The sequence below is a fragment of the Chromohalobacter canadensis genome (assembly GCF_034479555.1).
Lineage (GTDB): Bacteria > Pseudomonadota > Gammaproteobacteria > Pseudomonadales > Halomonadaceae > Chromohalobacter > Chromohalobacter canadensis.
Map to the genome: position 1 here is coordinate 3,223,490 of NZ_CP140151.1, position 19,406 is coordinate 3,242,895.

The following is a 19,406-nucleotide window of genomic DNA, read 5'->3' on the forward strand; positions in this document are numbered from 1 at the left end:
CTGATGTGTCAACTATTCATTGCCATCAGGCCGCCCGGCGACTCTTGGGTGCACTAGACGTTGAAACGGAAATGCACGACATCCCCATCGACGACGATGTACTCCTTGCCTTCCAGGCGCCATTTTCCCGCATCCTTGGCGCCTTGCTCGCCGCCCAGTGTCACGAAGTCGTCATAGCCGACCACTTCGGCGCGGATGAAACCCTTCTGGAAGTCGGTATGGATCGCGCCAGCGGCTTCCGGGGCGGTGGCCCCGATAGGCGTGGTCCAGGCGCGGACTTCTTTGACTCCCGCGGTGAAATACGTCTGTAGGCCGAGCAGGGCGTAACCGGCGCGAATGACCCGGTCGAGGCCAGGTTCTTCCATGCCCATTTCCTCGAGGAAGGCGCTTCGCTCCTCTTCATCGAGCTCGGCGATCTCGGCTTCGATCTGATTACATACTGGTACCACCACGGCGCCTTCCTCGGCTGCGATCGCATGAACGGTGTCGAGATAGGGATTGTTCTCGAAGCCGTCCTCGTTGACGTTGGCGATATACATGGTGGGTTTCAGGGTCAAGAAACCGAAGCTCTTGAGCTGGCGTTGCTCGTCGTCATCGAGGCCGAAACTACGTAGCGGCTGGCCCTCGGCTAGATGGGGCTGGATGCGGTCGAGGATGGCTTTGGTGGCCATGGCCTCCTTGTCGCCGCCCTTGACCACACGTGCGAGGCGTTGGATGGCGCGCTCTACGGTATCCAGATCGGCAAGCGCGAGTTCGAGATTGATAGTCTCGATGTCGGCGCGGGGGTCGACCTCATTGGCGACGTGGATGACGTTGTCGTTGTCGAAGCAACGCACGACGTGGGCGATGGCCTGGGTCTCGCGGATATTGGCCAGGAACTGGTTGCCCAACCCTTCGCCTTTCGAGGCGCCCGCGACAAGGCCGGCGATGTCCACGAACTCCATGGTCGTCGGAATTACTTTCTGCGGTTTGACGATAGCCGCAAGCTCATCCAGACGCGGGTCCGGCATGGGGACGATGCCGACGTTGGGTTCGATGGTGCAGAAAGGAAAGTTTTCGGCGTCGATTCCCGACTTGGTCAAGGCATTGAACAGCGTGGATTTGCCGACATTGGGAAGGCCGACGATACCGCAATTGAAACCCATGGGATCTTCCTGAATCGTATGCGAAAGGGCGTGATGAACGTGGCCCGCATTCTACCGATGTGGCGGGTGTGGGGCTATGGGCGCGAGGCGGTTGCCGAAAAGAAGCCGTGTTTAGCCGTTGAAGCTATGCAGGCGATTCATGGCGCTTGCCCAGTTACCGGCGGCAACATCGGGGAGAGTGCGCAGGCATTCATCGATGGCGGCATCAATGGCGGTGCGTTCCGCCTTGCCGGGGCGTCCGAGGACATAGTGGGTCACTTGCTTGGCCGAGCCCGGATGGCCGATGCCAACGCGCAAGCGATGGAAGGACTTGTCGTTGCCCAAGGCGCTGACGATGTCACGTAAACCGTTGTGACCGCCATGGCCGCCTCCGTGTTTGTAGCGTGCCGTGCCCGGAGCGATATCCAGTTCATCATGGGCGACGAGAAGCTCGTCCGGGGAGAGCTTGAAGAACTGGCAAAGAGCGGCGACAGCCTTTCCGCTACGATTCATGTAGGTGCTGGGCACCAACAAATGAAGGTCATGGCCGGCGTAATGGATCTTGGCATATTGCCCAAAGAACTTACGCTCGACCCGTAGCGGGGTCAGGCTGTCGCGCGCCAGGGCTTCAACGGCCCAGGCGCCCGCATTGTGTCGCGTGGCATCATATTCGGAACCCGGATTCCCCAGGCCGATAATCGCTTTGACGTGACTCATGCGGGCCCCTCGAAAACCGATTACTCGGTCTTTTCGCCGTCTTCTGCGGCAGCGTCGTCGCCTTCCTCGCCATCTTCGTCACCGTCGGTGCCGGTATCGGCACGCGTGACGCTAACCACGCCGAAGTCATGCTCCTCGCCATGGTTGAGGGCGACCAGGGACACGCCTTCAGGCAGCGGCAGGTCGGACAAGTGCAGGGTCTCGCCCAGTCCCAGAGAGGCCACATCGACTTCCAGGTACTCGGGGAGCTTGCTGGGCAGGCAGCTGATCTCGACGTCGTTGGCCAGCACGTGCAGCACGCCGCCTTCTTCCTTGACGCCCTTGCACGTGTCTTCACCGTTGACGTGCAGCGGCACGTTCATGGTGATTTCGTGCGTGGCATCGATACGCATGAAGTCAGCATGGGTCACCAACGCCTTGTAAGGGTGGCGCTGGATATCACGGATGATGACCTGCTCCGACTTGCCTTCGAGGTCGATGTTGATTACCGACGAGAAGAAGGCTTCATCCTCGATGGCCTTGTAAAAGGCGGGCTTATCGAGAGTGATCGGCTGCGGCGTCTTGTCGCCACCGTAGATGATAGCGGCGACTTTCTGGTTCTCACGACGCAGGCGGCGGCTCGCACCTTTCCCCAGGTCGTGACGAACCTCGGCGGATAGAGTGAATTGGGACATTGATTGTCACCTCATAGGTTATGTAAGGAAAGCGGCACCGCCCGCGACCAGGCGATGCCGATTCCGTGAGGGCCTCGCGGCCCGCGTATCCGTGCATGCTCCCTGTGGCGTATGGCCTCAGTGGAACATGGCACTGACGGATTCTTCATTACTGACGCGGCGAATGGCTTCCGCGATCAGACCGGCGACCGAGAGTTGGCGGATCCTGCCACTACGGGACGCCGTCTCGGAAAGCGGAATGGTATCGGCCACGACGAGTTCGTCAAGTACCGAGCCGACGATGTTGTCGACGGCCGGTCCAGACAGGATGGGGTGTGTCGCATAGGCGACGACACGCCGAGCGCCATGGCCTTTGAGCGCTTCAGCCGCCTTGCACAAGGTGCCGGCGGTATCGACCATGTCATCGACCACCACGCAGGTGCGATCCTGAATTTCGCCGATGATATGCATGACCTGGGCTTGATTAGCCTGCGGCCGACGCTTGTCGATGATCGCCAGATCGGCGTTGAGCTGCTTGGCGATGGCGCGTGCACGGACGACGCCACCGACATCGGGGGAGACCACGACGAGATCGTCGTAGTTCTGGCGTTCGATATCATCGAGCAGGATCGGCGAGCCATAGACGTTGTCGACGGGAACGTCGAAAAAGCCCTGAATCTGATCGGCATGCAGGTCCATGGTCATGACACGGTCGACACCTGCCTTGACCATCATGTCGGCGACCAGCTTGGCCGAGATCGGCACACGTGCGGAACGCACTCGGCGATCCTGACGAGCATACCCGAAATACGGTACGACGGCGGTGATTCGTGTAGCGGAAGCACGGCGCAGTGCGTCCACCATGAGAATCAACTCCATCAGGTTGTCGTTGGTCGGTGCGCAGGTGGACTGCAATACGAAAACGTCCTTGCCGCGAACGTTTTCATTGATCTCGACCGCGATTTCACCATCGCTGAATTGACCGACGGTTGCATGGCCCAGCCGGTTGTCGAGGCTTTCGGCCACCTTGCGGGCGAGTTCGGGATTGGCATTTCCCGCGAACACCATCAATTTAGACACGCGCAGCCACCTTTGGAGTCTTGAGGGATCTCGGAGTGGGATTCGTCGGGCGCCCTGAGAAATTGGCTGGGGTACCAGGATTCGAACCTGGGAATGTCGGTACCAGAAACCGGTGCCTTACCACTTGGCTATACCCCAGCAACACATCGACTCGTTGTTTCGTGTGTCTTATTGCCCACATAGAACACGATGTCGATATCAGGCGTCCCCGTATTAGCTCATGAATGACATTTCATCGTGAATGTCGAGAGCCTCGTGGAGGGGGGATGTGTTGCAGCCGCGTGCCTTGAATGCATGCCAATGGCTATCAACACGGCGCAAAATCCTATCGGCTTGTTGCTCACTCGTCAAGGGACAGAATAGACAGCTACCTGTCCCCGTCAGCATGGCTGGGCCGAAAGCCGATAACCAGTCGAGCGCTTGCGCGACCGTTGGCGACAGGCGTTTCACTGCTGCTTCGCAGTCATTGCGCCAGACGCGCCCCTGTTCGGCTTCCCCTCGCAGTGCGCGCGCCATACTAATGGGCGGGGTGTTGCGTGTCAATTCGGGGTGACCGAACACGGCAGGCGTTGATATTTCTTCCCCCGGGTGAAGAACCACGAACCACGGCGTTTCGAGCGTCACGGGCGTCAGGCGTTCGCCGATGCCTTCTGCCCAGGCACTCCGGCCGTATACGAAGACCGGCACATCGGCGCCGAGAGAAAGGCCCAGCTCGGCCAGGCGAGGGAGCCCCAGCGAGAGTGACCAAAGGCGGTCAAGTGCGAGCAGAGTGGTGGCCGCATCCGAGCTTCCGCCACCCAAGCCACCGCCCAAGGGGAGGCGTTTTTCCAGGTGGATGTCGACGCCCAGCGACGTGCCGCTTTCATGCTTCAGCAGGCGTGCAGCGCGCACGATGAGGTTGGCCTCGTGATCGACGCCAGCCACCGGGGGGTGCAGATGGATAGCCCCATCCTCGCGTGGCGCGAAGTGCAGTGTGTCGCCGCGGTCGAGGATTTGGAACAGCGTCTGCAGTTCGTGATAACCGTCGGCACGGCGGCCGACGATGTGCAACATGCGGTTGAGCTTGGCGGGCGCGGGCAGGCTGAGTCGTGCATTCATGAATCGGACACGGCTTTCCATTGATTGACGACGAGCGTGGCGCGCAGATCGCCGTAGGTCATGACCAAGCGGCGTGGTAGCCATAAGTCGTCGGCATGCGTCCAGTCACGGTACTCGATCGTCCAGCCGAGTTGTTGCAGACGCTTGGGGAAGCCCAGGTCGTCGTGCTCGAGGCGCTCGCTGGCATCGGGGGTAGGCAGGCCGCGCACCCAGTAATCGAGCGCGGAAATGGGCAACGACCAGCCTAGCTGTTGTTCCATCAAGGCTTCCGGTGTCTCGGCGTCGAAGCGCCCTTCGCCGTTGGTCAAAGTTACCTTCCCGGGCGTTCCTTTCAGCAGGGTACGGCCAGCCCCGAAGGGGCCGCTGATCAGGATGCGGTAGGTGTCGGGACGTTGCTGCCAGTCGATATTGGCGCTTTCGGAGCCTTCATTGGTGCGCAGTCCGACCTTGCCGGCGAGACTCCAGGCTTCCAGTGCCTGAAGTCGCTCGGCTTGGGCGTCCCAATCGCCACGCTCACGGGCTTGGTCGGGGCCAGGGGCTTGGCTGGCACAACCCGCTAGCATGACGATGAGCAGCAGGCTGAGCCAAGCACGAGGAGCGGCGTAGCCATGGCGAAGGCGTAATGAGAGAGAGCGGATCATGAGCTGGCTTCCGTGTCGCGAGTAGAGTCTGGGCCGACGTTGCTGCTTGCATCATTCTCGTCGGCCGGGGCGAGTTCGGGGTGTCGGCGCAGTAATTCATCGATGAGCGGATGCGGCGAAAAGCGCTGTAGCGCCTCTTCTACCAGGGCGCGCGCCTGGGCATCGCGTCCGGTGGCGGCGAGTACCTCGGCGAGGTGGGCAGCCACTTCCTGGTCAGGCTGGCCGCGATAGGCCTCACGCAAATAAGGTAGCGCTTCTTGCGCGCGATCGAGATGAAAATAGACCCAGCCGAGACTGTCGAGGATAGCGGGACTCTCGGGCTCGAGGCGGTGGGCTTTTTCGATCAGCGGCAAAGCCTCTTGATGACGGCTCATATCGTTGCTCAGCGTATAGCCGAGGGCATTGAGCGCTTCGGCGTTATCGGGCTCGCGTTCGATGATCGTGCGCAGGTCCGCTTCCATGGTCTCAAGGTCGCCCTGATGATAGGCGCGCATGGCGTGCTGAAAGCGTAGCTCGGTGGCTTCGGGCGTCTTGGCGATGGCTTCGTCGAGCAGTTCGTCGGCGCGTGCGCGTTGGTCCTGGGCGTCGAGTACGTCGAGCTCGAGGCGCAGCAAGGCGATACGTTGATCGGGGTGGCGAAGCCGTTCGATGCGTAAAAACGCGCTGGCGTCCTGCGCCCGATCCGCGCCGACCAGCATTTTGGCTGCCTGCGCGCGTGCTTCGATGAAACCGTCACCGTTGGGTACCTGGCGATAGTAAAGCAGGGCGTTGTCGATGTCGCCGGCTTGCTCGGCAATGCTACCCAGCATCAGGTAGGCGGGCGTAGGCGTTTTGTCGCGATCGAGCAGGGGAAGAAGGAGGCGCCTGGCGCCATCGGGATGCGCGGCGTCGAGATACAGCTGGGCGAGCGCCAAGCGTAACGATGACGTGTCGTCATGGCGAGCAAGCAAGCGCTCGACATCCTCGTCGGCGGCTTCGATGTCGCCATCGGCGAGGCGTGCCTGCGCCTGGGTCAGACGCAGGCGGCTATCGTCCGGAAAGCGCTCGAGCCCTTGGCGGGCATAGCGCTGGGCATCGTCCAGGGCGCCATTGTTCAGGGCGATCATGCTGCGCGTCAGCCATACCTCGGCGGGCGCCTCTTCCGTATCGGCCAGGCGTGCGAGTCGAGAATCGGCGCTTTCTGTGTCGCCGTTCGCCGCCTCGAGTTGGGCAGTAGCTAGCTGGGCGTCAAGGTGGTCGGGATGACGCTCGACGAAATCCCGCAGAGGTTTCAGTAGTGGCGCGACGTCAGCATCTTGTTCGATGGCGAGCTCGGCTAGCGCGGCCAGGTCTGCCTCGGGCTCCTGATCGGCAATGCGCAAGCGTTGGGCCAGGGCAGTTTCCCAGTCGCCGCGTTGTACCGCGAGACTGGCGAGGACGTGGCGTGGCGTGGTGGCGTCGTTATCGAGCTGTTGCCAGCGCAGTGCGGTGCGTTCGAGCAGGGCACTGTCGTCGGCGTAGCGCGCTGCGAGGGTGGCGCGCTCTGCCAGGGCCGGTGATGCGTAACGTTCGTTGACATCGAGATAGCCCTCGGCGGCGCGCCGGTAATCGCCGCGCTGCCCTGCGAGCTCGGCAATCAGCAACGATGACAGGCCTTCAGCATCGAAGCCGCTGGTCACCGGTGGTGCGTTTTCCATGGGGTCATCGAGTGAGATGGCGTTGGGCGTTGTTGGAGCGTTTTGGCAGCCCGCCAGCAGCAACGCCAGGACGGAAGCCAGGGTCAAGCGTATGCGCATGCCATCCTCGAATGTGCGTTTGAAAGCATCAGCATACCGGCTCGATCAGGTCGGGCAAAGCGTCAGGCGGGGGAAACCTCGCGCTGCGCGGCAACTTGCCGCCCCATGCCCAAATGTCTCAGTCCTATGCTAGGATATCGATCCTGCAGCGCATTAGGCGGGGCTAGTATTCCGGCTTCGTCACCCCCACATTGTCCGCCGCGCCCGAATGCAAAGGCCGGACGCTGCCGATAGACCGATGTGATGACTGTGATTTCATGACGCTTCTCGCCCTGGGAATCAACCACAAGACAGCGACCATCGAGGTTCGCGAGCAGGTCGCCTTTACGCCGGCCGAGCTGGCGGGCGCGTTGGCCGAACTCAAATCGCTGCCCGGCGTCAACGAAGCGGCGGTGCTGTCGACCTGTAATCGTACCGAGCTCTACTGTGTGACTGACGCTCAGGGAGAGCGCTCGGTGCTCGACTGGTTGGGGCGCTTCCACGGGCTGCCGCCCGAAACCCTGATGCAAAGCGCCTATCATTACCTCGATGGCGAGGCCGTTCGCCATTTGATGCGTGTGGCGGCGGGGCTTGATTCCATGGTGCTGGGCGAGCCGCAAATCCTGGGCCAGCTCAAGGAGGCTTATCAGCTCGCACGGGACAACGCCGGTTTAGGGGGCGAGCTGGAGCGGCTTTTCCAACATACCTTCTCCGTGACCAAACAGGTGCGCAGCGAGACAGGTATCGGCGAAAACCCGGTCTCGGTGGCGTATGCTGCCGTCAATTTGGCCAGCCATATCTTCGACGATTTCGGGCGCGCACGTGCGTTGTTGATCGGGGCGGGCGAAACCATCGAACTGGTCGCGCGACATCTGCGTGAGGCGGGTATTCGCGGACTGACCGTCGCCAACCGTACACGTGAGCGCGCCGAGACCTTGGCCAATGCCTTCGATGCCGAGGCAATTTCACTGGGGGAGATCCCCCAGGCGTTGACGCATGCCGATATCATCATCTCTTCCACGGCGAGCCCATTGCCTATTCTCGGCAAGGGAATGGTCGAGAGCGCACTGAAGAAGCGCCGCCATCGCCCCATGTTCATGGTCGATATCGCCGTGCCTCGCGATATCGAGTCCCAGGTCGGCGAGCTGGACGATGTCTTCCTGTATAGCGTTGACGACCTGCAGGAAGTGATCGAGGAAAACCGCAAGCAGCGTGCCGTTGCCGCGGCTCAGGCTGAGTCTTTGATCGAGAATGGCATCCAGCATTGGCAGCGTGAGCGACGCGTGCGTGGCGCCGGCGACTTGATTCGCCGTTACCGCCAGCAGGGAGAGGCGCTACGTGAAGAAGCCGAACGCCAAGCGCTGGCGCAACTCGCCCGCGGCGAGGACCCCGAGAAAGTCCTGCAGCGGCTGTCGCGTCAACTGACCAATAAATTGCTGCACGGCCCGACGCTACGCTTACGCGAAGCATCGGGCGAGGAGCGGCACGATATCCTCCAGGCGGCCGATACGTTGCTGATCGATCCGGCCGCATCGACACAGGACCCTGCATGAAAGCGACTCTGCGCACACGTCTCGATGCCTTTCAGGAACGCTTCGAAGAACTCGCTGCCTTGCTGGCCGAGCCAGACGTGATCGCCGATCAGGCCCGCTTTCGCGATTACTCACGCGAATATGCCGAGCTCGAGCCCTTGATCGAAACCTGGCGGGTCTATCGGCGTACCGAGGGCGATATCGAGGCGGCCGAGCAGATGCGCGAGGACAGCGATCCCGAGATGCGCGAGCTGGCGGAGGAAGAGTCGCGTCTGTCGCAGGCGCGACTCGAGGAACTGGATGCGGAGGTCAAGCAGCTCCTGGTGCCCAAGGATCCCGACGATGGCAGCAACGTGTTTCTCGAGGTTCGTGCCGGTACCGGCGGTGACGAGGCGGCGCTATTCGCCGGCGACTTGTTTCGCATGTATTCGCGTTACGCAGAACGCCAGGGCTGGCGAATCGATGTGATCAACGTCAGTCATGGCGAGCAAGGCGGCTACAAGGAAATGATCGCCCGGGTGCGTGGCGACAATGTCTACGCGCGGCTCAAGTTCGAGTCCGGCGCGCACCGCGTGCAGCGGGTGCCGGCCACGGAATCCCAGGGGCGTATCCATACCTCGGCGTGTACCGTGGCGGTCATGCCCGAGGCGTCTGCCGTCGGTGATGTGGAGATCAACAGCAACGACCTGCGTGTGGATACGTTCCGCTCCAGTGGCGCTGGTGGGCAGCACGTCAATACCACGGACTCGGCGATTCGCATCACGCACTTGCCGACCGGTGTAGTGGTGGAGTGCCAGGAAGAGCGTAGCCAGCACAAGAATCGCGCCAAGGCGATGGCGTTTCTGGCAGCGCGTCTCAAGCAGTCCGCCGTGGACGCACAGCGCCAGGAACAGGCCGATACGCGCCGTTCGCTGGTCGGCTCGGGTGATCGTAGTGAACGCATCCGGACCTACAATTTCCCTCAGGGGCGCATCACCGATCATCGCATCAACCTGACGCTTTATAAGCTGAGCGACGTGATGACGGGCGAGCTCGATGAAGTGATCAATCCCTTGATTCATGAGTACCAGGCCGAGCAGCTCTCGGCGCTGCAGACGGACTGATGACCTACGATACCTTGCTGACGCGCGCGGCGCGGCGGTTGCAGGCAGCGGACAGTGCCTCACCGCGCCTGGATGCCGAAGTGCTGATGATGCATGCGGCCTCGGTGACCCGTGCATGGCTATATACTTGGGGCGACCGCGAACTCGCAGGCGTGCCCCGGGCACGTTTCGAGGCGCTGGTGGCGGCACGGGCGCTGGGCCATCCCGTGGCGTATCTCATCGGCGAACGCGAGTTCTGGGGGCTACGTCTGCGGGTCGATGAAGCGACCCTGATTCCGCGGCCCGATACCGAGTGCCTGGTTGAAACACTGTTGGCAAAGATGCCGCATGGGCCAGGACGAGCGCTCGACCTGGGGACGGGGACGGGCGCGATTGCCCTGGCGCTGGCCTCCGAGCGACCGGCATGGCATGTCACCGGCGTTGATCGGGAGGTGGCTGCCGTGGCCGTGGCCAAAGATAATGCCCAGCGTTTGGAGATCGCGAACACCACCTTCCTCGTCAGCGACTGGTTTGCCGCGCTGGGGGACGCGACCTTCGACGTCATTGCCGCCAATCCGCCTTATATCGCCGAGGGTGACCCACATCTTGCGCAAGGTGATGTGCGCTTCGAGCCACGCTCGGCGCTGGTGGCGAGCGATGCCGGGCTGGCCGATTTGCGTTATCTGGCGATGACGGCGCGCGGACACCTTGTGGCAGGAGGCTGGCTGGCGCTGGAGCATGGCTGGGAGCAGGCCTCACGGGTTCGTGAGGTGCTCGCGCAGGCCGGGTATGAGGATGTCTTCAGCGCGACCGACCTCGGGGCACGTGAGCGCCTCACGCTGGGGCGAGCGCCAGTGATGCAGGGCCAACATTGACTGCGGTAAACAACACCGTTGGCTGCCTGGAGGCGCGGGCGGTGGTTGTGGTAGTAATACGTCTCGCACCGAGGGCCCTGTCTGGATAAGCCTTACTTGTCATAGGGGCCGGTTGCGGTTTCTCCTGTCATTCATTGTCTCGGAACAACAATATAATGAAAGCCAAGACCCGTTCGTTGGATCGTATCGATCTCAATATCTTGCGTTGCCTGCAGGACAACGCGCGTATTTCCTATGTCGACCTGGCGTCCCAGGTCGGCTTGTCCACGACGCCCTGCCTGGAGCGCGTCAAGCGTCTGGAGAAGGCCGGTATCATTCGCGGTTACAAGGCGTTGCTCGACCCCAAGGCGCTCAAGGCCAACTTGCTGGTGTTCGTCGAGATCAGCCTGGAGACCCAGTCGCCGGCGGTATTCGACGAATTTCGCCGGGCCGTGGCCAAGCTACCGCAGATTCAGGAATGTCATCTGGTCTCCGGGCAGTTCGATTACATTCTCAAGTGCCGGATTCCGGAGATGTCCGCTTATCGTCAACTGCTTGGCGATGTCGTGTTGACGCTGCCCGGGGTCAAGGAATCCAAGAGTTACGTGGTCATGGAAGAGGTCAAAGAAGATGTCTCATTGCATGTGCCCGATACCGAGCAGTTGGACACCTGACGGGCGCATGCCGGGAGGCGCTCTTCACGCGGGAGGCGATGGACTCACATGAAGGAAATGGACGATACCGCGCTACTGCGCTATAGCCGCCAGATCATGCTCGAACAACTCGATGTGGACGGCCAGCAGCGCTTGTTGGACGGTCATGCGCTGATTGTCGGTGCCGGCGGCCTGGGCTCGCCGGCGGCGCTGTATCTGGCCGCTGCGGGAGTGGGCCGGTTGTCGATCGCCGATGACGATGTCGTCGAGCTTTCCAATCTGCAGCGCCAGATCGCGCATGGTGAGAGCGACATAGGACAGGCCAAGGCGGAGTCGGCGGCGGTGGCGGCGCGGCGCCTTAATACTGGCTGCGAGGTAGAGGTCATTGACTCGCGTCTCGAGGGAGAAAGGCTCGAGCGCGCGATAGCGGCGGCGGATGTGGTGCTCGACTGCACGGACCGTTTTTCCAGTCGCTACGCCATCAATCGTGCCTGCGTTGCGGCGAAGAGACCGTTGGTCTCGGGGGCGGCAATCCGTTTCTCGGGGCAACTGGCGGTCTTCGATGCGCGTGATGCGGCCTCGCCCTGTTATGCCTGTCTTTACGGCGAGGATGGCGATGACGAGGCACTACGCTGCGCCGAAAACGGTGTGATCGCCCCCTTGGTGGGAGTCATCGGTACCTTTCAGGCGCTCGAGGCGCTCAAGTTGCTCGCCGGTGTCGGGCATCCTCATCGCGGGCTGGCGACTTTCGACGCGCTGAGCGGCGAATGGCGGCGTTTCAATGTCGGTCGCGATCCCGCATGCCCTGTCTGCAGCGCGTCGAATCCCGCCTGACGTTGGAGCTTGTCACGCCACTGCATCCGTATGCCGAAAGGTCTCATCACGAGTGGGTGTGAATTACCGAGCACATACAAACGCCCCAGCTCAGTGAGCTGGGGCGTCGTGTGTCGGGCGACCGATAAGGCTCGTCAGAGCTCGAAGGTGGGCAGCTTGCGCGGCACCTTGGCCTTGGTGAGCTTGGCCACCTTGGGCAGGCCGTTTTCGAATGGTGGGAAATCTTCGCCCTGGATCAGCGGCGAGAGATAACGACGTCCCGCCTCTGTGATGCCGAAGCCATCCTCGCGAATGTACTCGCGGGGCATGAACTTTTCCTTGTTGGCCACTTCCGCCAGCGGTGCCGCCTCGATACGCCATTCGTAAGGCGTTTCGCTGACGCGTTTGATGGTCGGCATCATGGCGTTCTTGCCATCCAGGGCTAGCTCGACGGCCTTCTGGCCCACGGCATAGGCTTGCTCGACATCGGTCTTGGAAGCCAGGTGGCGCGCCGCGCGCTGCAGGTAGTCGGCGACTGCCCAATGGTATTTGTAGCCCAGGTCCTGCTTGACCATACCGGCGAGCGTCGGCGCCACGCCGCCCAGCTGGCGGTGGCCGAAGGCATCGGTATTGCCGGCATCGGCGAGGAAGGTGCCGTCCTCGTAGCGGGCGCCCTCGGAGACGACGATGACACAGTAACCGTATTTCTTGACGGCCTCGTCGACGCGTTGCATGACCTGGGCGCGCTGAAAGGGCAGCTCGGGGAAGATGATCAGGTGAGGCGGCTCGCCCTCACCGTTACCCGCCAAGGCGCCGGCGGCGGCGATCCAGCCTGCATGGCGGCCCATCACTTCGAGCACGAAGACCTTGGTGGAAGTAGCGCACATGGAGGCGATGTCCAGCGCTGTTTCGCGGGTCGAGGTGGCGATATACTTGGCCACGCTGCCGAAGCCGGGTGAGTTGTCGGTGATCGGCAGGTCGTTGTCGACGGTCTTGGGAACGTGGATCGCGGTCAGCGGGTAACCCATCTTCTCGGAGAGCTGCGATACCTTGAGGCAGGTATCGGCGCTGTCCCCGCCGCCGTTGTAGAAGAAGTAACGGATGTCATGCGCCTTGAACACCTCGATGAGGCGCTCGTATTGCGCGCGGTGCGTCTCGATGTCCTTGAGCTTGTAGCGGCAGGAACCGAACGCGCCGCCCGGCGTGTGGCGCAGTGCGGCAATCGCCTCGTCGCTTTCCTGGGACACGTCGATCAGGTCCTCGGTCAGGGCGCCGATGATGCCGTTGTGGCCGGCGTAGACCTTGCCGATTTTGTCCGAATGGCGACGACAGGTTTCGATGACGCCGCAGGCGCTGGCGTTGATGACGGCGGTGACGCCACCGGACTGGGCGTAAAAGGCATTGTGCTGGGCCATGGGACTTATGGTGCTCCTGGGTCTGGGCGCATGAATGAGCGAATGATAGCCGACATTGACCGTCGATGCCTATGCCGCGGCGCTCGGCTGGTGGGCCGCGCGGCGCCATGCTAGGCTCGCCGCATCATGGCAGGAGGCTCAGATGCACGTCCATATTCTAGGGGTTTGCGGTACGTTCATGGGGAGCCTGGCGCGGTTGGCCAAGGCACTCGGACATCATGTCAGCGGTTCGGATGCCAACGTCTATCCTCCGATGAGCACTCAGCTCGAAGAGGCGGGCATCGCCCTTTGTGAGGGTTATGCCGCCGATAACTTGGTGCCACGTCCCGACCTCGTGATCATTGGCAATGCGCTATCGCGCGGCAATCCCGAGGTGGAGGCGGTCCTCAACGCCAAGCTGCCCTATGTCTCGGGGCCGCAATGGCTGGCCGAGCATGTCCTGCCTGGGCGACAAGTGGTGGCGGTGGCTGGCACACACGGCAAGACCACGACCGCCAGTTTGTTGACCTGGATCATGGAAGCGACCGGCCACGCCCCGGGATTCTTGATCGGCGGAGTGCCTCGCAACCTTGGGGTATCCTCGCGCTTGGGCGATGCCGGCGCGCCTTTCGTGGTCGAGGCCGATGAATACGACACGGCCTTCTTCGACAAGCGTTCCAAGTTCGTCCACTACCGTCCGGATATCGCGGTGCTGGGCAATCTTGAGTTCGATCACGCGGATATCTTCGATGATTTGGCCGCCATTGAGCGTCAGTTTCATCATCTGGTGCGCACCGTTCCCGGTAATGGCCAGTTGGTCGTGGCGGCCGAAGAACCGGCGCTCGAGCGGGTGCTGGCACAAGGCTGCTGGAGCTCCGTCGTGCGTTTTGGTGACACTGACGGCGCGCAATGGCAGTGGCGGCTGGAAAGCGCCGATGGTCGTCGCTTCGAGGTGCGCCATGGCGAGCGTGCCGCGCGTGTCGAGTGGCCGCTGAGCGGGCGTCACAACGTCGCCAACGCGGTGGCTGCCCTGGCCGCGGCGTCGGCCTGCGGCGTCACGCTGGAAGAAGGCGCGGCGGCGTTGGCACGCTTCGAATCGCCTCGACGGCGTCAGGAGGTGCGTGGTGAGGTCGGTGGTATTCAGGTCATCGACGATTTCGCCCATCATCCCACGGCCATCGCCGCCACGCTCGAGGGTCTGGCTGCGTCGAGCGATGCGGGACGGCTGTTGGCGGTGATCGAGCCGCGATCCAATACGATGCGCCTGGGCAGCATGCGCGAGCGGTTGCCGGAAAGCGTGGCGTCGGCGGACCGCGTGTGGTGGTATCGGCCACCGGAGGTGACATGGTCGCTGGATGCACTGGCAGCGGCCTGCCCGGTGCCCGTGACGGTGAGCGACGATATGCCCGCCTTGGTCGAGGACATCGTGGCCGAGGCGCGCACGGGCGACCGAGTCGTGGTGATGTCGAACGGAGCGTTCGGTGGCATCCATGAGAAATTGTTGGCGGCACTGGAGGCTCGGCATGGCGGATGAGACGACGTTCGAGAAGCCCGTGACGGTGGCGTTGACGGGCGCCTCCGGTGCCCAATACGGGCTGCGACTCATCGATTGCCTGGTGGCGGCACGCCATCAGGTCTTGGTGCTGGTCTCCAAGGCAGCACAAATGGTGATCGCCACCGAAACCGATGTGAGCTTGCCATCGAATCCCGAACGTCTGAGTGAGGCGTTGAAAGAGCGAAGCGGCGCCGCGCCGGGCCAGATTCGCTGCTTCGGCCGCGAGGACTGGATGGCGCCCGTGGCCTCGGGCTCCGGCGCACCGAGCGCCATGGTGATTTGCCCGTGCTCGACGGGAACGCTGTCGGCGGTCGCCACCGGCGCGAGTAACAACCTGATCGAGCGTGCCGCCGACGTGGCGCTCAAGGAGCGGCGTCAGCTCATCCTCGTGCCTCGCGAGACGCCGTTTTCGGCGATCCATCTCGAGCACATGCTGACGCTGACCCGGATGGGCGCGGTGATACTCCCCGCCGCGCCCGGGTTCTATCACCGTCCGCAGACACTCGATGACATGATCGACTTCATCGTGGCGCGCATCCTCAATCAATTGGGCATTGCCCATACCCTGATGCCGCGCTGGGGGGAAACGACATGATCAGCCTGTCGGTATTGTCGGTCTTCGTGCCGACATTCTTCATGGTCTCGTTGACGCCGGGCTTGTGCATGACGCTTTCCATGACGCTGGGCATGACGATCGGCGTACGCCGTGCCATGTGGATGATGCTCGGTGAGCTGGTGGGTGTCGGCCTGGTGGCAGTATCGGCAGTGATCGGCGTGGCAACGCTAATGCTGCGGTATCCCGAGGTCTTCGCGGCCTTCAAGTGGCTCGGGGGCGCCTACCTGATCTATCTCGGGGTGATGATGTGGCGCTCCAAGGGGCGCATGGCGATTCCCGACGCCAGCGATGCCGCGCCCAGCGTGACGCCGATGCAATTGATCGTACAAGGCTTCGTCACGGCGGTCGCCAACCCCAAGGGTTGGGCGTTTTTCATCGCTCTGCTGCCGCCTTTCCTGGACGCTGGCCGGCCGATGGCACCGCAACTGGCGGTCTTGGTGGGGATGATTCTCACCCTGGAGCTGACTTGCTTGCTGATCTATGCTGGTGGCGGTCGTACCGCCAGTCGCTTCCTGCGCCGCGACGGCAATGTTCGCTTGCTGAATCGAGTGGCGGGGAGCTTGATGGTTGGTGTCGGTGTCTGGCTGGCGCTGGGCTGAACGTTATCCGTCGCGGGTGCTTGGCCTAGACGTAGGGTAGCCAGACAATACGTGCCGCTAACAACAGCAAAGAGGTAACGACCAGCGGTGGCCATGGACAGGGGGGGAGTGGTACGTGTACGAAGCGTTGATAGCTGAGGCGCGTAATGGCGCACACCACCAGGCCGAGAAGTGCGCCGCCGATCAGGTCGCTGGCCCAATGCACGCCCAGAACGAGGCGTGACAGGGCCATCGGCAGGCATACCAGTGTCGCCCCCCAGTATACCCACATCCGCCGTTTCACGGGCAGAGCCTCGGCCGTAAACGCTGCTGCCAGGCCAATCAGCACGATACTCGTCGAGGTATGGGCGCTGGGGTAGGAAAATGAACCCATGAGGTAGTCCGGCGTATCGGGGCGAGCGCGACCGGCGAGATGCTTGAAGACCAGGTTGGCGAACCCTACACCCACCAACGCGCTACTGATATGCAGGAAGGCCGCGATACGCCGCGAAAAAAGCAGCCACACCAGCCATGGCATGGCCAGTGCGATGATACCCAAGACATCTCCGCTCAGGGCCATGAAGTTGCTGAATTCGCCTAGCCAGCTATCCGCGAGAGGCGCCAGCAATGCCTGAATTTGTCGGTCCATCGGCAACGAGGGGGCAGGGTGCTCGAGTACCCAGAGCGTCCATCCGCACAGGGCGACTAGGCTGGCCACGAGAAGAGCGAGTGACGCCAGCGGTATTTCGTTGCGCGGGTGAGCGGCGCCCAGGGCGAGCCATAGGCGTCGCCGCCGCGGCGTCGTGCGGGAAAAGCGGGCCAGGCGCATGTAAACCCAGCCGCCGCGCCCGAGATGGTGACGAAACCAGGAAAACCCTACCCCTAGCATTATCAGCATGAGCCCCAGGGTAACGAGCCATCGTTCGCTGCTTGCAGGCAAGGCGAGGAGCTTGTCCCATGAATGGCCGAGTAGATAACCGGGCAATAGGTAGGCGGGAGCCCAAAGCAAGGCGGAAGCGATATTGACGGCGGCAAAGCGCCATGTCGGCATGTGCAGCATGCCAGCGACCATCGGTACGATGGGGCGTACCGGACCCACGAAGCGACCGATGAGGATGGACAGATCTCCATAGCGCTTGAAGAAATCGACGCCGCGGGCTAGCCATTCGGGGTGGCGGGTGAAGGGCCACATTCGATGCACGCGTTCGCGCTGAGAGTAGCCTAGCCAAAAGCTTAGACCATCACCGAGGGTCGCTCCCGCAAAGGCCGCCGCCAACAATAACGGCAGGGAAAGGTGCTGATGCCCCGCCAGTGACGCGGCGGCAGTCAGTAGCACGATGCCGGGCACTAGCAGACCAATCACGGCGAGCGACTCAAGCAGCGCCACCAATAGCACGATCAAGATCAGTAACGCCGGTGAGGGAGAAAATTGATACAGCCACTCGGTCACGTTCAAGTATCGGGCTCCAGCAGGTTGAATCCACGCTTGATCAGCCGTTGCTCGAAACGTTCGGCGCACTCGTCATCTGCCAGGTGGCAAATACGTGCCTGGGCCTCGATGGCACCGATGTCGCGAAGCGGGGCTTCCCCGAGCGCATGCGTCAAGCGCTCACGGACGATGAGAGCGCCGGCTTCCCCAGCGTCGGCAAGCAGCAGCCAAAAGACGCTATGGCGATGCCGCCCCATGGCGTCGCCACGTCGAGAGTTGCGTTGTACCACCTGATAGAAGGTCGTCAATAGCGTGTCTTGTGTCGTTTGGCCGAACTGCTCGTTGGCCATGTCGAGTTGGGGTAAATGAATGACTAGCGCGCTTAGTGATTGGTTCAATGCACGGGCGCGAGCGACCTCGGCGATAAGCCGCTCGCTGAGCGCATCGCGCGATAGCATACCGCTTTGCGTATCGAGTTGATCGGTAGTCTTGAGTAAGCGGGCCTGTTGCATGTACCACCCGAGAGGCAGTATTGAGATGATGACTAGCGTGAAGTACTGCAGGCCACCCGCGGGCGTCGATAGAACAGAGTTGATCAGGAATAGCCATATGGGGGCGAGCAGTACATTGAGAAGTAGCGCGGCACCAGGCGGTAAGAGCAGCGTGGCGAGTATCGGCGGGACCCCCATCCAAAGTGCGCCGGACGCCTCGAGGTAGGGTGCTTCCACGGCAATCGCCAGATAGCCGCTGATCAGCACCAGGTAGGCAGGTAGTCGACGAGCGTAAGCGTTTTCTGCCATCAGGGCGGCGATAGACACCATGATGGCCAGGATAGTGACCGGCAGGATGCGCGGGTAATGGCCCATCAGGTAGTGCCAGGCCGCGAGACTAGCGAGCACGAGCGCCCCGCAGGCATACGCCATGGCGTGGAGGCGTGACGACGAGAGACGTTCAGGCATGGTCGGTTGTCTCCTGTCGGAAATGCAGGCCGCTGGCTTGCAGCGAGAGTTCATGGCCCAGCGTGATGGGGTCTAGATGGGGAGTGACGGGCGCGATGCGTATACGACAGTGCTCCTGAAGCTCGGTTGAGATCGCGTCACGACGTAAGGCGGCGTGTTGCTCGTCCTTTGAAACCAGCAGTACCGCAAAGGTCTGTGCATCCACGCGGTAACAACCCTCGAAGGCGTAGATAAACGCGGCCAGGCGCTCTTTGAGACGCCGCCGAACATTGTGGCCGCGTTGATGTGGGCGTACCACGAGCAGCTCCGCGTAGACGTTTTCGCGCTGGCGCCGCGACCATTCGACGGCTAGGTCCTGGCGCAGACGATTGAGTGACCAGAGCGAGTCCTCCGGGGTGAGACGGTGGCGACGCTCTAGCTCTTGACGTAGCCGGCTATGCTCGATGGCCTTGGCAATCCCCAAGGCCATGAGGGCGGCCAATAACGCGCCACTCAACGCAGCTTGCGCCATCCCGAGGGGCGCTTGAATGTGCCACCAGCCGAGTGCGGCAGCCACCAGGAGCATGTAACGCATGGGCCGTGGCTGAGGTGCGAGCAGCATGATCGGCCACAGCCATACGCTGATGGCGTACGCCATGGGGGCTTGCCAGAGTAGCGCCAGTAAAAGCAAGGCACACAATGGGATCGTCAATGTCCAGGCGCGACGTGATAAGTGACACCACGCAAGCGTCGCCAACCCGATGATGGCGGCGATGAGCAGGCCTTGTGTGATCGAGTCGTCTTCCTGCCAGGCGGTGATCGTCATTAGCCCCGCGCCTAGCAGGAAAAGCCCGGTTAGAGGTGTTTTGTATTTGCTCTGCATGGTGCCGTATAG

At 62.2% G+C, this 19,406-nt stretch carries 19 protein-coding genes and 1 tRNA gene; 8 read left to right on the forward strand and 12 right to left on the reverse strand.

Annotated elements, in window-relative coordinates; translation table 11 throughout:
- Positions 1 to 53 precede the first annotated feature (53 nt).
- The 8 genes from ychF to SR908_RS15015 form a co-directional block, all read right to left on the reverse strand.
- Positions 54 to 1,145 (reverse strand): redox-regulated ATPase YchF, encoded by a 1,092-nt coding sequence (ychF, locus tag SR908_RS14980; protein ID WP_246921267.1) that lies wholly within the window; start codon positions 1,143 to 1,145, stop codon positions 54 to 56.
- A gap of 111 nt (positions 1,146 to 1,256) precedes the next feature.
- Positions 1,257 to 1,841, reverse strand: coding sequence for an aminoacyl-tRNA hydrolase (gene pth, locus SR908_RS14985; RefSeq protein WP_097023196.1), 585 nt, complete (start codon positions 1,839 to 1,841; stop codon positions 1,257 to 1,259).
- Positions 1,842 to 1,861: 20 nt separating this feature from the next.
- Positions 1,862 to 2,515, reverse strand: a complete 654-nt coding sequence (locus tag SR908_RS14990) for a 50S ribosomal protein L25/general stress protein Ctc (protein WP_246921265.1) — start codon at positions 2,513 to 2,515, stop codon at positions 1,862 to 1,864.
- A gap of 117 nt (positions 2,516 to 2,632) precedes the next feature.
- Positions 2,633 to 3,574 carry a ribose-phosphate pyrophosphokinase gene (locus SR908_RS14995; RefSeq protein ID WP_175575845.1) on the reverse strand — a complete coding sequence of 314 codons (942 nt, stop codon included), beginning with the start codon at positions 3,572 to 3,574 and terminating at the stop codon, positions 2,633 to 2,635.
- Between the two features lie 63 nt (positions 3,575 to 3,637).
- Positions 3,638 to 3,712 (reverse strand) — tRNA-Gln (locus SR908_RS15000).
- A 75-nt stretch (positions 3,713 to 3,787) separates the two neighbouring features.
- Entirely contained in the window at positions 3,788 to 4,672 is an 885-nt protein-coding gene (gene ispE / locus SR908_RS15005; RefSeq protein WP_246921263.1) for a 4-(cytidine 5'-diphospho)-2-C-methyl-D-erythritol kinase, read from the reverse strand.
- On the reverse strand, positions 4,669 to 5,313 hold the full coding sequence (gene lolB / locus SR908_RS15010; protein WP_246921261.1) for a lipoprotein insertase outer membrane protein LolB: 645 nt from the start codon (positions 5,311 to 5,313) through the stop codon (positions 4,669 to 4,671). The genes ispE and lolB overlap by 4 nt, the downstream gene beginning before the upstream one ends.
- Positions 5,310 to 7,088 carry a tetratricopeptide repeat protein gene (locus SR908_RS15015; protein WP_246921259.1) on the reverse strand — a complete coding sequence of 593 codons (1,779 nt, stop codon included), beginning with the start codon at positions 7,086 to 7,088 and terminating at the stop codon, positions 5,310 to 5,312. The genes lolB and SR908_RS15015 overlap by 4 nt, the downstream gene beginning before the upstream one ends.
- Before the next feature lie 257 nt (positions 7,089 to 7,345).
- Between SR908_RS15015 and hemA the strand changes: the two genes are divergently transcribed.
- The 5 genes from hemA to SR908_RS15040 all read left to right on the forward strand — a co-directional run bounded on the left by hemA (position 7,346) and on the right by SR908_RS15040 (position 12,022).
- Positions 7,346 to 8,620, forward strand: a complete 1,275-nt coding sequence (hemA, locus tag SR908_RS15020; RefSeq protein ID WP_246921256.1) for a glutamyl-tRNA reductase — start codon at positions 7,346 to 7,348, stop codon at positions 8,618 to 8,620.
- The gene (prfA, locus tag SR908_RS15025; RefSeq protein ID WP_246921254.1) at positions 8,617 to 9,702 is read left to right on the forward strand and encodes a peptide chain release factor 1; all 1,086 of its coding nucleotides are present in this window, start codon (positions 8,617 to 8,619) and stop codon (positions 9,700 to 9,702) included. The genes hemA and prfA overlap by 4 nt, the downstream gene beginning before the upstream one ends.
- Complete coding sequence (gene prmC / locus SR908_RS15030; RefSeq protein WP_246921251.1) at positions 9,702 to 10,556, forward strand: peptide chain release factor N(5)-glutamine methyltransferase; 855 nt, start codon at positions 9,702 to 9,704, stop codon at positions 10,554 to 10,556. The genes prfA and prmC overlap by 1 nt, the downstream gene beginning before the upstream one ends.
- A 155-nt stretch (positions 10,557 to 10,711) precedes the next feature.
- Entirely contained in the window at positions 10,712 to 11,209 is a 498-nt protein-coding gene (locus SR908_RS15035) for an Lrp/AsnC ligand binding domain-containing protein (RefSeq protein WP_040243754.1), read from the forward strand.
- 57 nt (positions 11,210 to 11,266) lie between these two features.
- Positions 11,267 to 12,022 carry a HesA/MoeB/ThiF family protein gene (locus tag SR908_RS15040; RefSeq protein ID WP_246921451.1) on the forward strand — a complete coding sequence of 252 codons (756 nt, stop codon included), beginning with the start codon at positions 11,267 to 11,269 and terminating at the stop codon, positions 12,020 to 12,022.
- Positions 12,023 to 12,156: 134 nt separating this feature from the next.
- Here the strand turns inward: SR908_RS15040 and SR908_RS15045 are convergent, their stop codons facing one another.
- Entirely contained in the window at positions 12,157 to 13,416 is a 1,260-nt protein-coding gene (locus SR908_RS15045; protein WP_246921248.1) for a 6-phosphofructokinase, read from the reverse strand.
- Between the two features lie 142 nt (positions 13,417 to 13,558).
- Here SR908_RS15045 and mpl point away from each other — a divergent pair, with 142 nt between their 5' ends.
- The 3 genes from mpl to SR908_RS15060 are packed head-to-tail and all read left to right on the forward strand — an operon-like array spanning position 13,559 to position 16,165.
- Positions 13,559 to 14,929 carry a UDP-N-acetylmuramate:L-alanyl-gamma-D-glutamyl-meso-diaminopimelate ligase gene (mpl, locus tag SR908_RS15050; RefSeq protein WP_246921245.1) on the forward strand — a complete coding sequence of 457 codons (1,371 nt, stop codon included), beginning with the start codon at positions 13,559 to 13,561 and terminating at the stop codon, positions 14,927 to 14,929.
- Positions 14,919 to 15,545 (forward strand): flavin prenyltransferase UbiX, encoded by a 627-nt coding sequence (locus SR908_RS15055; RefSeq protein ID WP_246921243.1) that lies wholly within the window; start codon positions 14,919 to 14,921, stop codon positions 15,543 to 15,545. The genes mpl and SR908_RS15055 overlap by 11 nt, the downstream gene beginning before the upstream one ends.
- Complete coding sequence (locus SR908_RS15060) at positions 15,542 to 16,165, forward strand: LysE family translocator (RefSeq protein WP_246921240.1); 624 nt, start codon at positions 15,542 to 15,544, stop codon at positions 16,163 to 16,165. Before SR908_RS15055 ends, SR908_RS15060 begins: the two co-directional genes overlap by 4 nt.
- 25 nt (positions 16,166 to 16,190) lie before the next feature.
- Here the strand turns inward: SR908_RS15060 and SR908_RS15065 are convergent, their stop codons facing one another.
- From SR908_RS15065 to SR908_RS15075, 3 genes are read right to left on the reverse strand one after another with little or no spacing between them, the layout of a single operon-like run.
- A complete protein-coding gene (locus tag SR908_RS15065) occupies positions 16,191 to 17,594 on the reverse strand; it encodes a bifunctional DedA family/phosphatase PAP2 family protein (RefSeq protein ID WP_322527399.1) in 1,404 nt (467 codons plus the stop codon).
- A gap of 2 nt (positions 17,595 to 17,596) precedes the next feature.
- Entirely contained in the window at positions 17,597 to 18,532 is a 936-nt protein-coding gene (locus tag SR908_RS15070) for a diguanylate cyclase domain-containing protein (protein WP_246921235.1), read from the reverse strand.
- The gene (locus SR908_RS15075) at positions 18,525 to 19,394 is read right to left on the reverse strand and encodes a hypothetical protein (RefSeq protein WP_246921232.1); all 870 of its coding nucleotides are present in this window, start codon (positions 19,392 to 19,394) and stop codon (positions 18,525 to 18,527) included. The genes SR908_RS15070 and SR908_RS15075 overlap by 8 nt, the downstream gene beginning before the upstream one ends.
- Between the last annotated feature and the right edge of the window lie 12 nt (positions 19,395 to 19,406).

Coding starts and splice junctions, on each gene's coding strand:
- ychF (WP_246921267.1), bottom strand. CDS start 1,145: ATGGGTTTCAATTGCGGTATCGTCGGCCTTCCCAATGTCGGCAAATCC.
- pth (WP_097023196.1), bottom strand. CDS start 1,841: ATGAGTCACGTCAAAGCGATTATCGGCCTGGGGAATCCGGGTTCCGAA.
- SR908_RS14990 (WP_246921265.1), bottom strand. CDS start 2,515: ATGTCCCAATTCACTCTATCCGCCGAGGTTCGTCACGACCTGGGGAAA.
- ispE (WP_246921263.1), bottom strand. CDS start 4,672: ATGAATGCACGACTCAGCCTGCCCGCGCCCGCCAAGCTCAACCGCATG.
- lolB (WP_246921261.1), bottom strand. CDS start 5,313: ATGATCCGCTCTCTCTCATTACGCCTTCGCCATGGCTACGCCGCTCCT.
- SR908_RS15015 (WP_246921259.1), bottom strand. CDS start 7,088: ATGCGCATACGCTTGACCCTGGCTTCCGTCCTGGCGTTGCTGCTGGCG.
- hemA (WP_246921256.1), top strand. CDS start 7,346: ATGACGCTTCTCGCCCTGGGAATCAACCACAAGACAGCGACCATCGAG.
- prfA (WP_246921254.1), top strand. CDS start 8,617: ATGAAAGCGACTCTGCGCACACGTCTCGATGCCTTTCAGGAACGCTTC.
- prmC (WP_246921251.1), top strand. CDS start 9,702: ATGACCTACGATACCTTGCTGACGCGCGCGGCGCGGCGGTTGCAGGCA.
- SR908_RS15035 (WP_040243754.1), top strand. CDS start 10,712: ATGAAAGCCAAGACCCGTTCGTTGGATCGTATCGATCTCAATATCTTG.
- SR908_RS15040 (WP_246921451.1), top strand. CDS start 11,267: ATGGACGATACCGCGCTACTGCGCTATAGCCGCCAGATCATGCTCGAA.
- SR908_RS15045 (WP_246921248.1), bottom strand. CDS start 13,416: ATGGCCCAGCACAATGCCTTTTACGCCCAGTCCGGTGGCGTCACCGCC.
- mpl (WP_246921245.1), top strand. CDS start 13,559: ATGCACGTCCATATTCTAGGGGTTTGCGGTACGTTCATGGGGAGCCTG.
- SR908_RS15055 (WP_246921243.1), top strand. CDS start 14,919: ATGGCGGATGAGACGACGTTCGAGAAGCCCGTGACGGTGGCGTTGACG.
- SR908_RS15060 (WP_246921240.1), top strand. CDS start 15,542: ATGATCAGCCTGTCGGTATTGTCGGTCTTCGTGCCGACATTCTTCATG.
- SR908_RS15070 (WP_246921235.1), bottom strand. CDS start 18,532: ATGCCTGAACGTCTCTCGTCGTCACGCCTCCACGCCATGGCGTATGCC.
- SR908_RS15075 (WP_246921232.1), bottom strand. CDS start 19,394: ATGCAGAGCAAATACAAAACACCTCTAACCGGGCTTTTCCTGCTAGGC.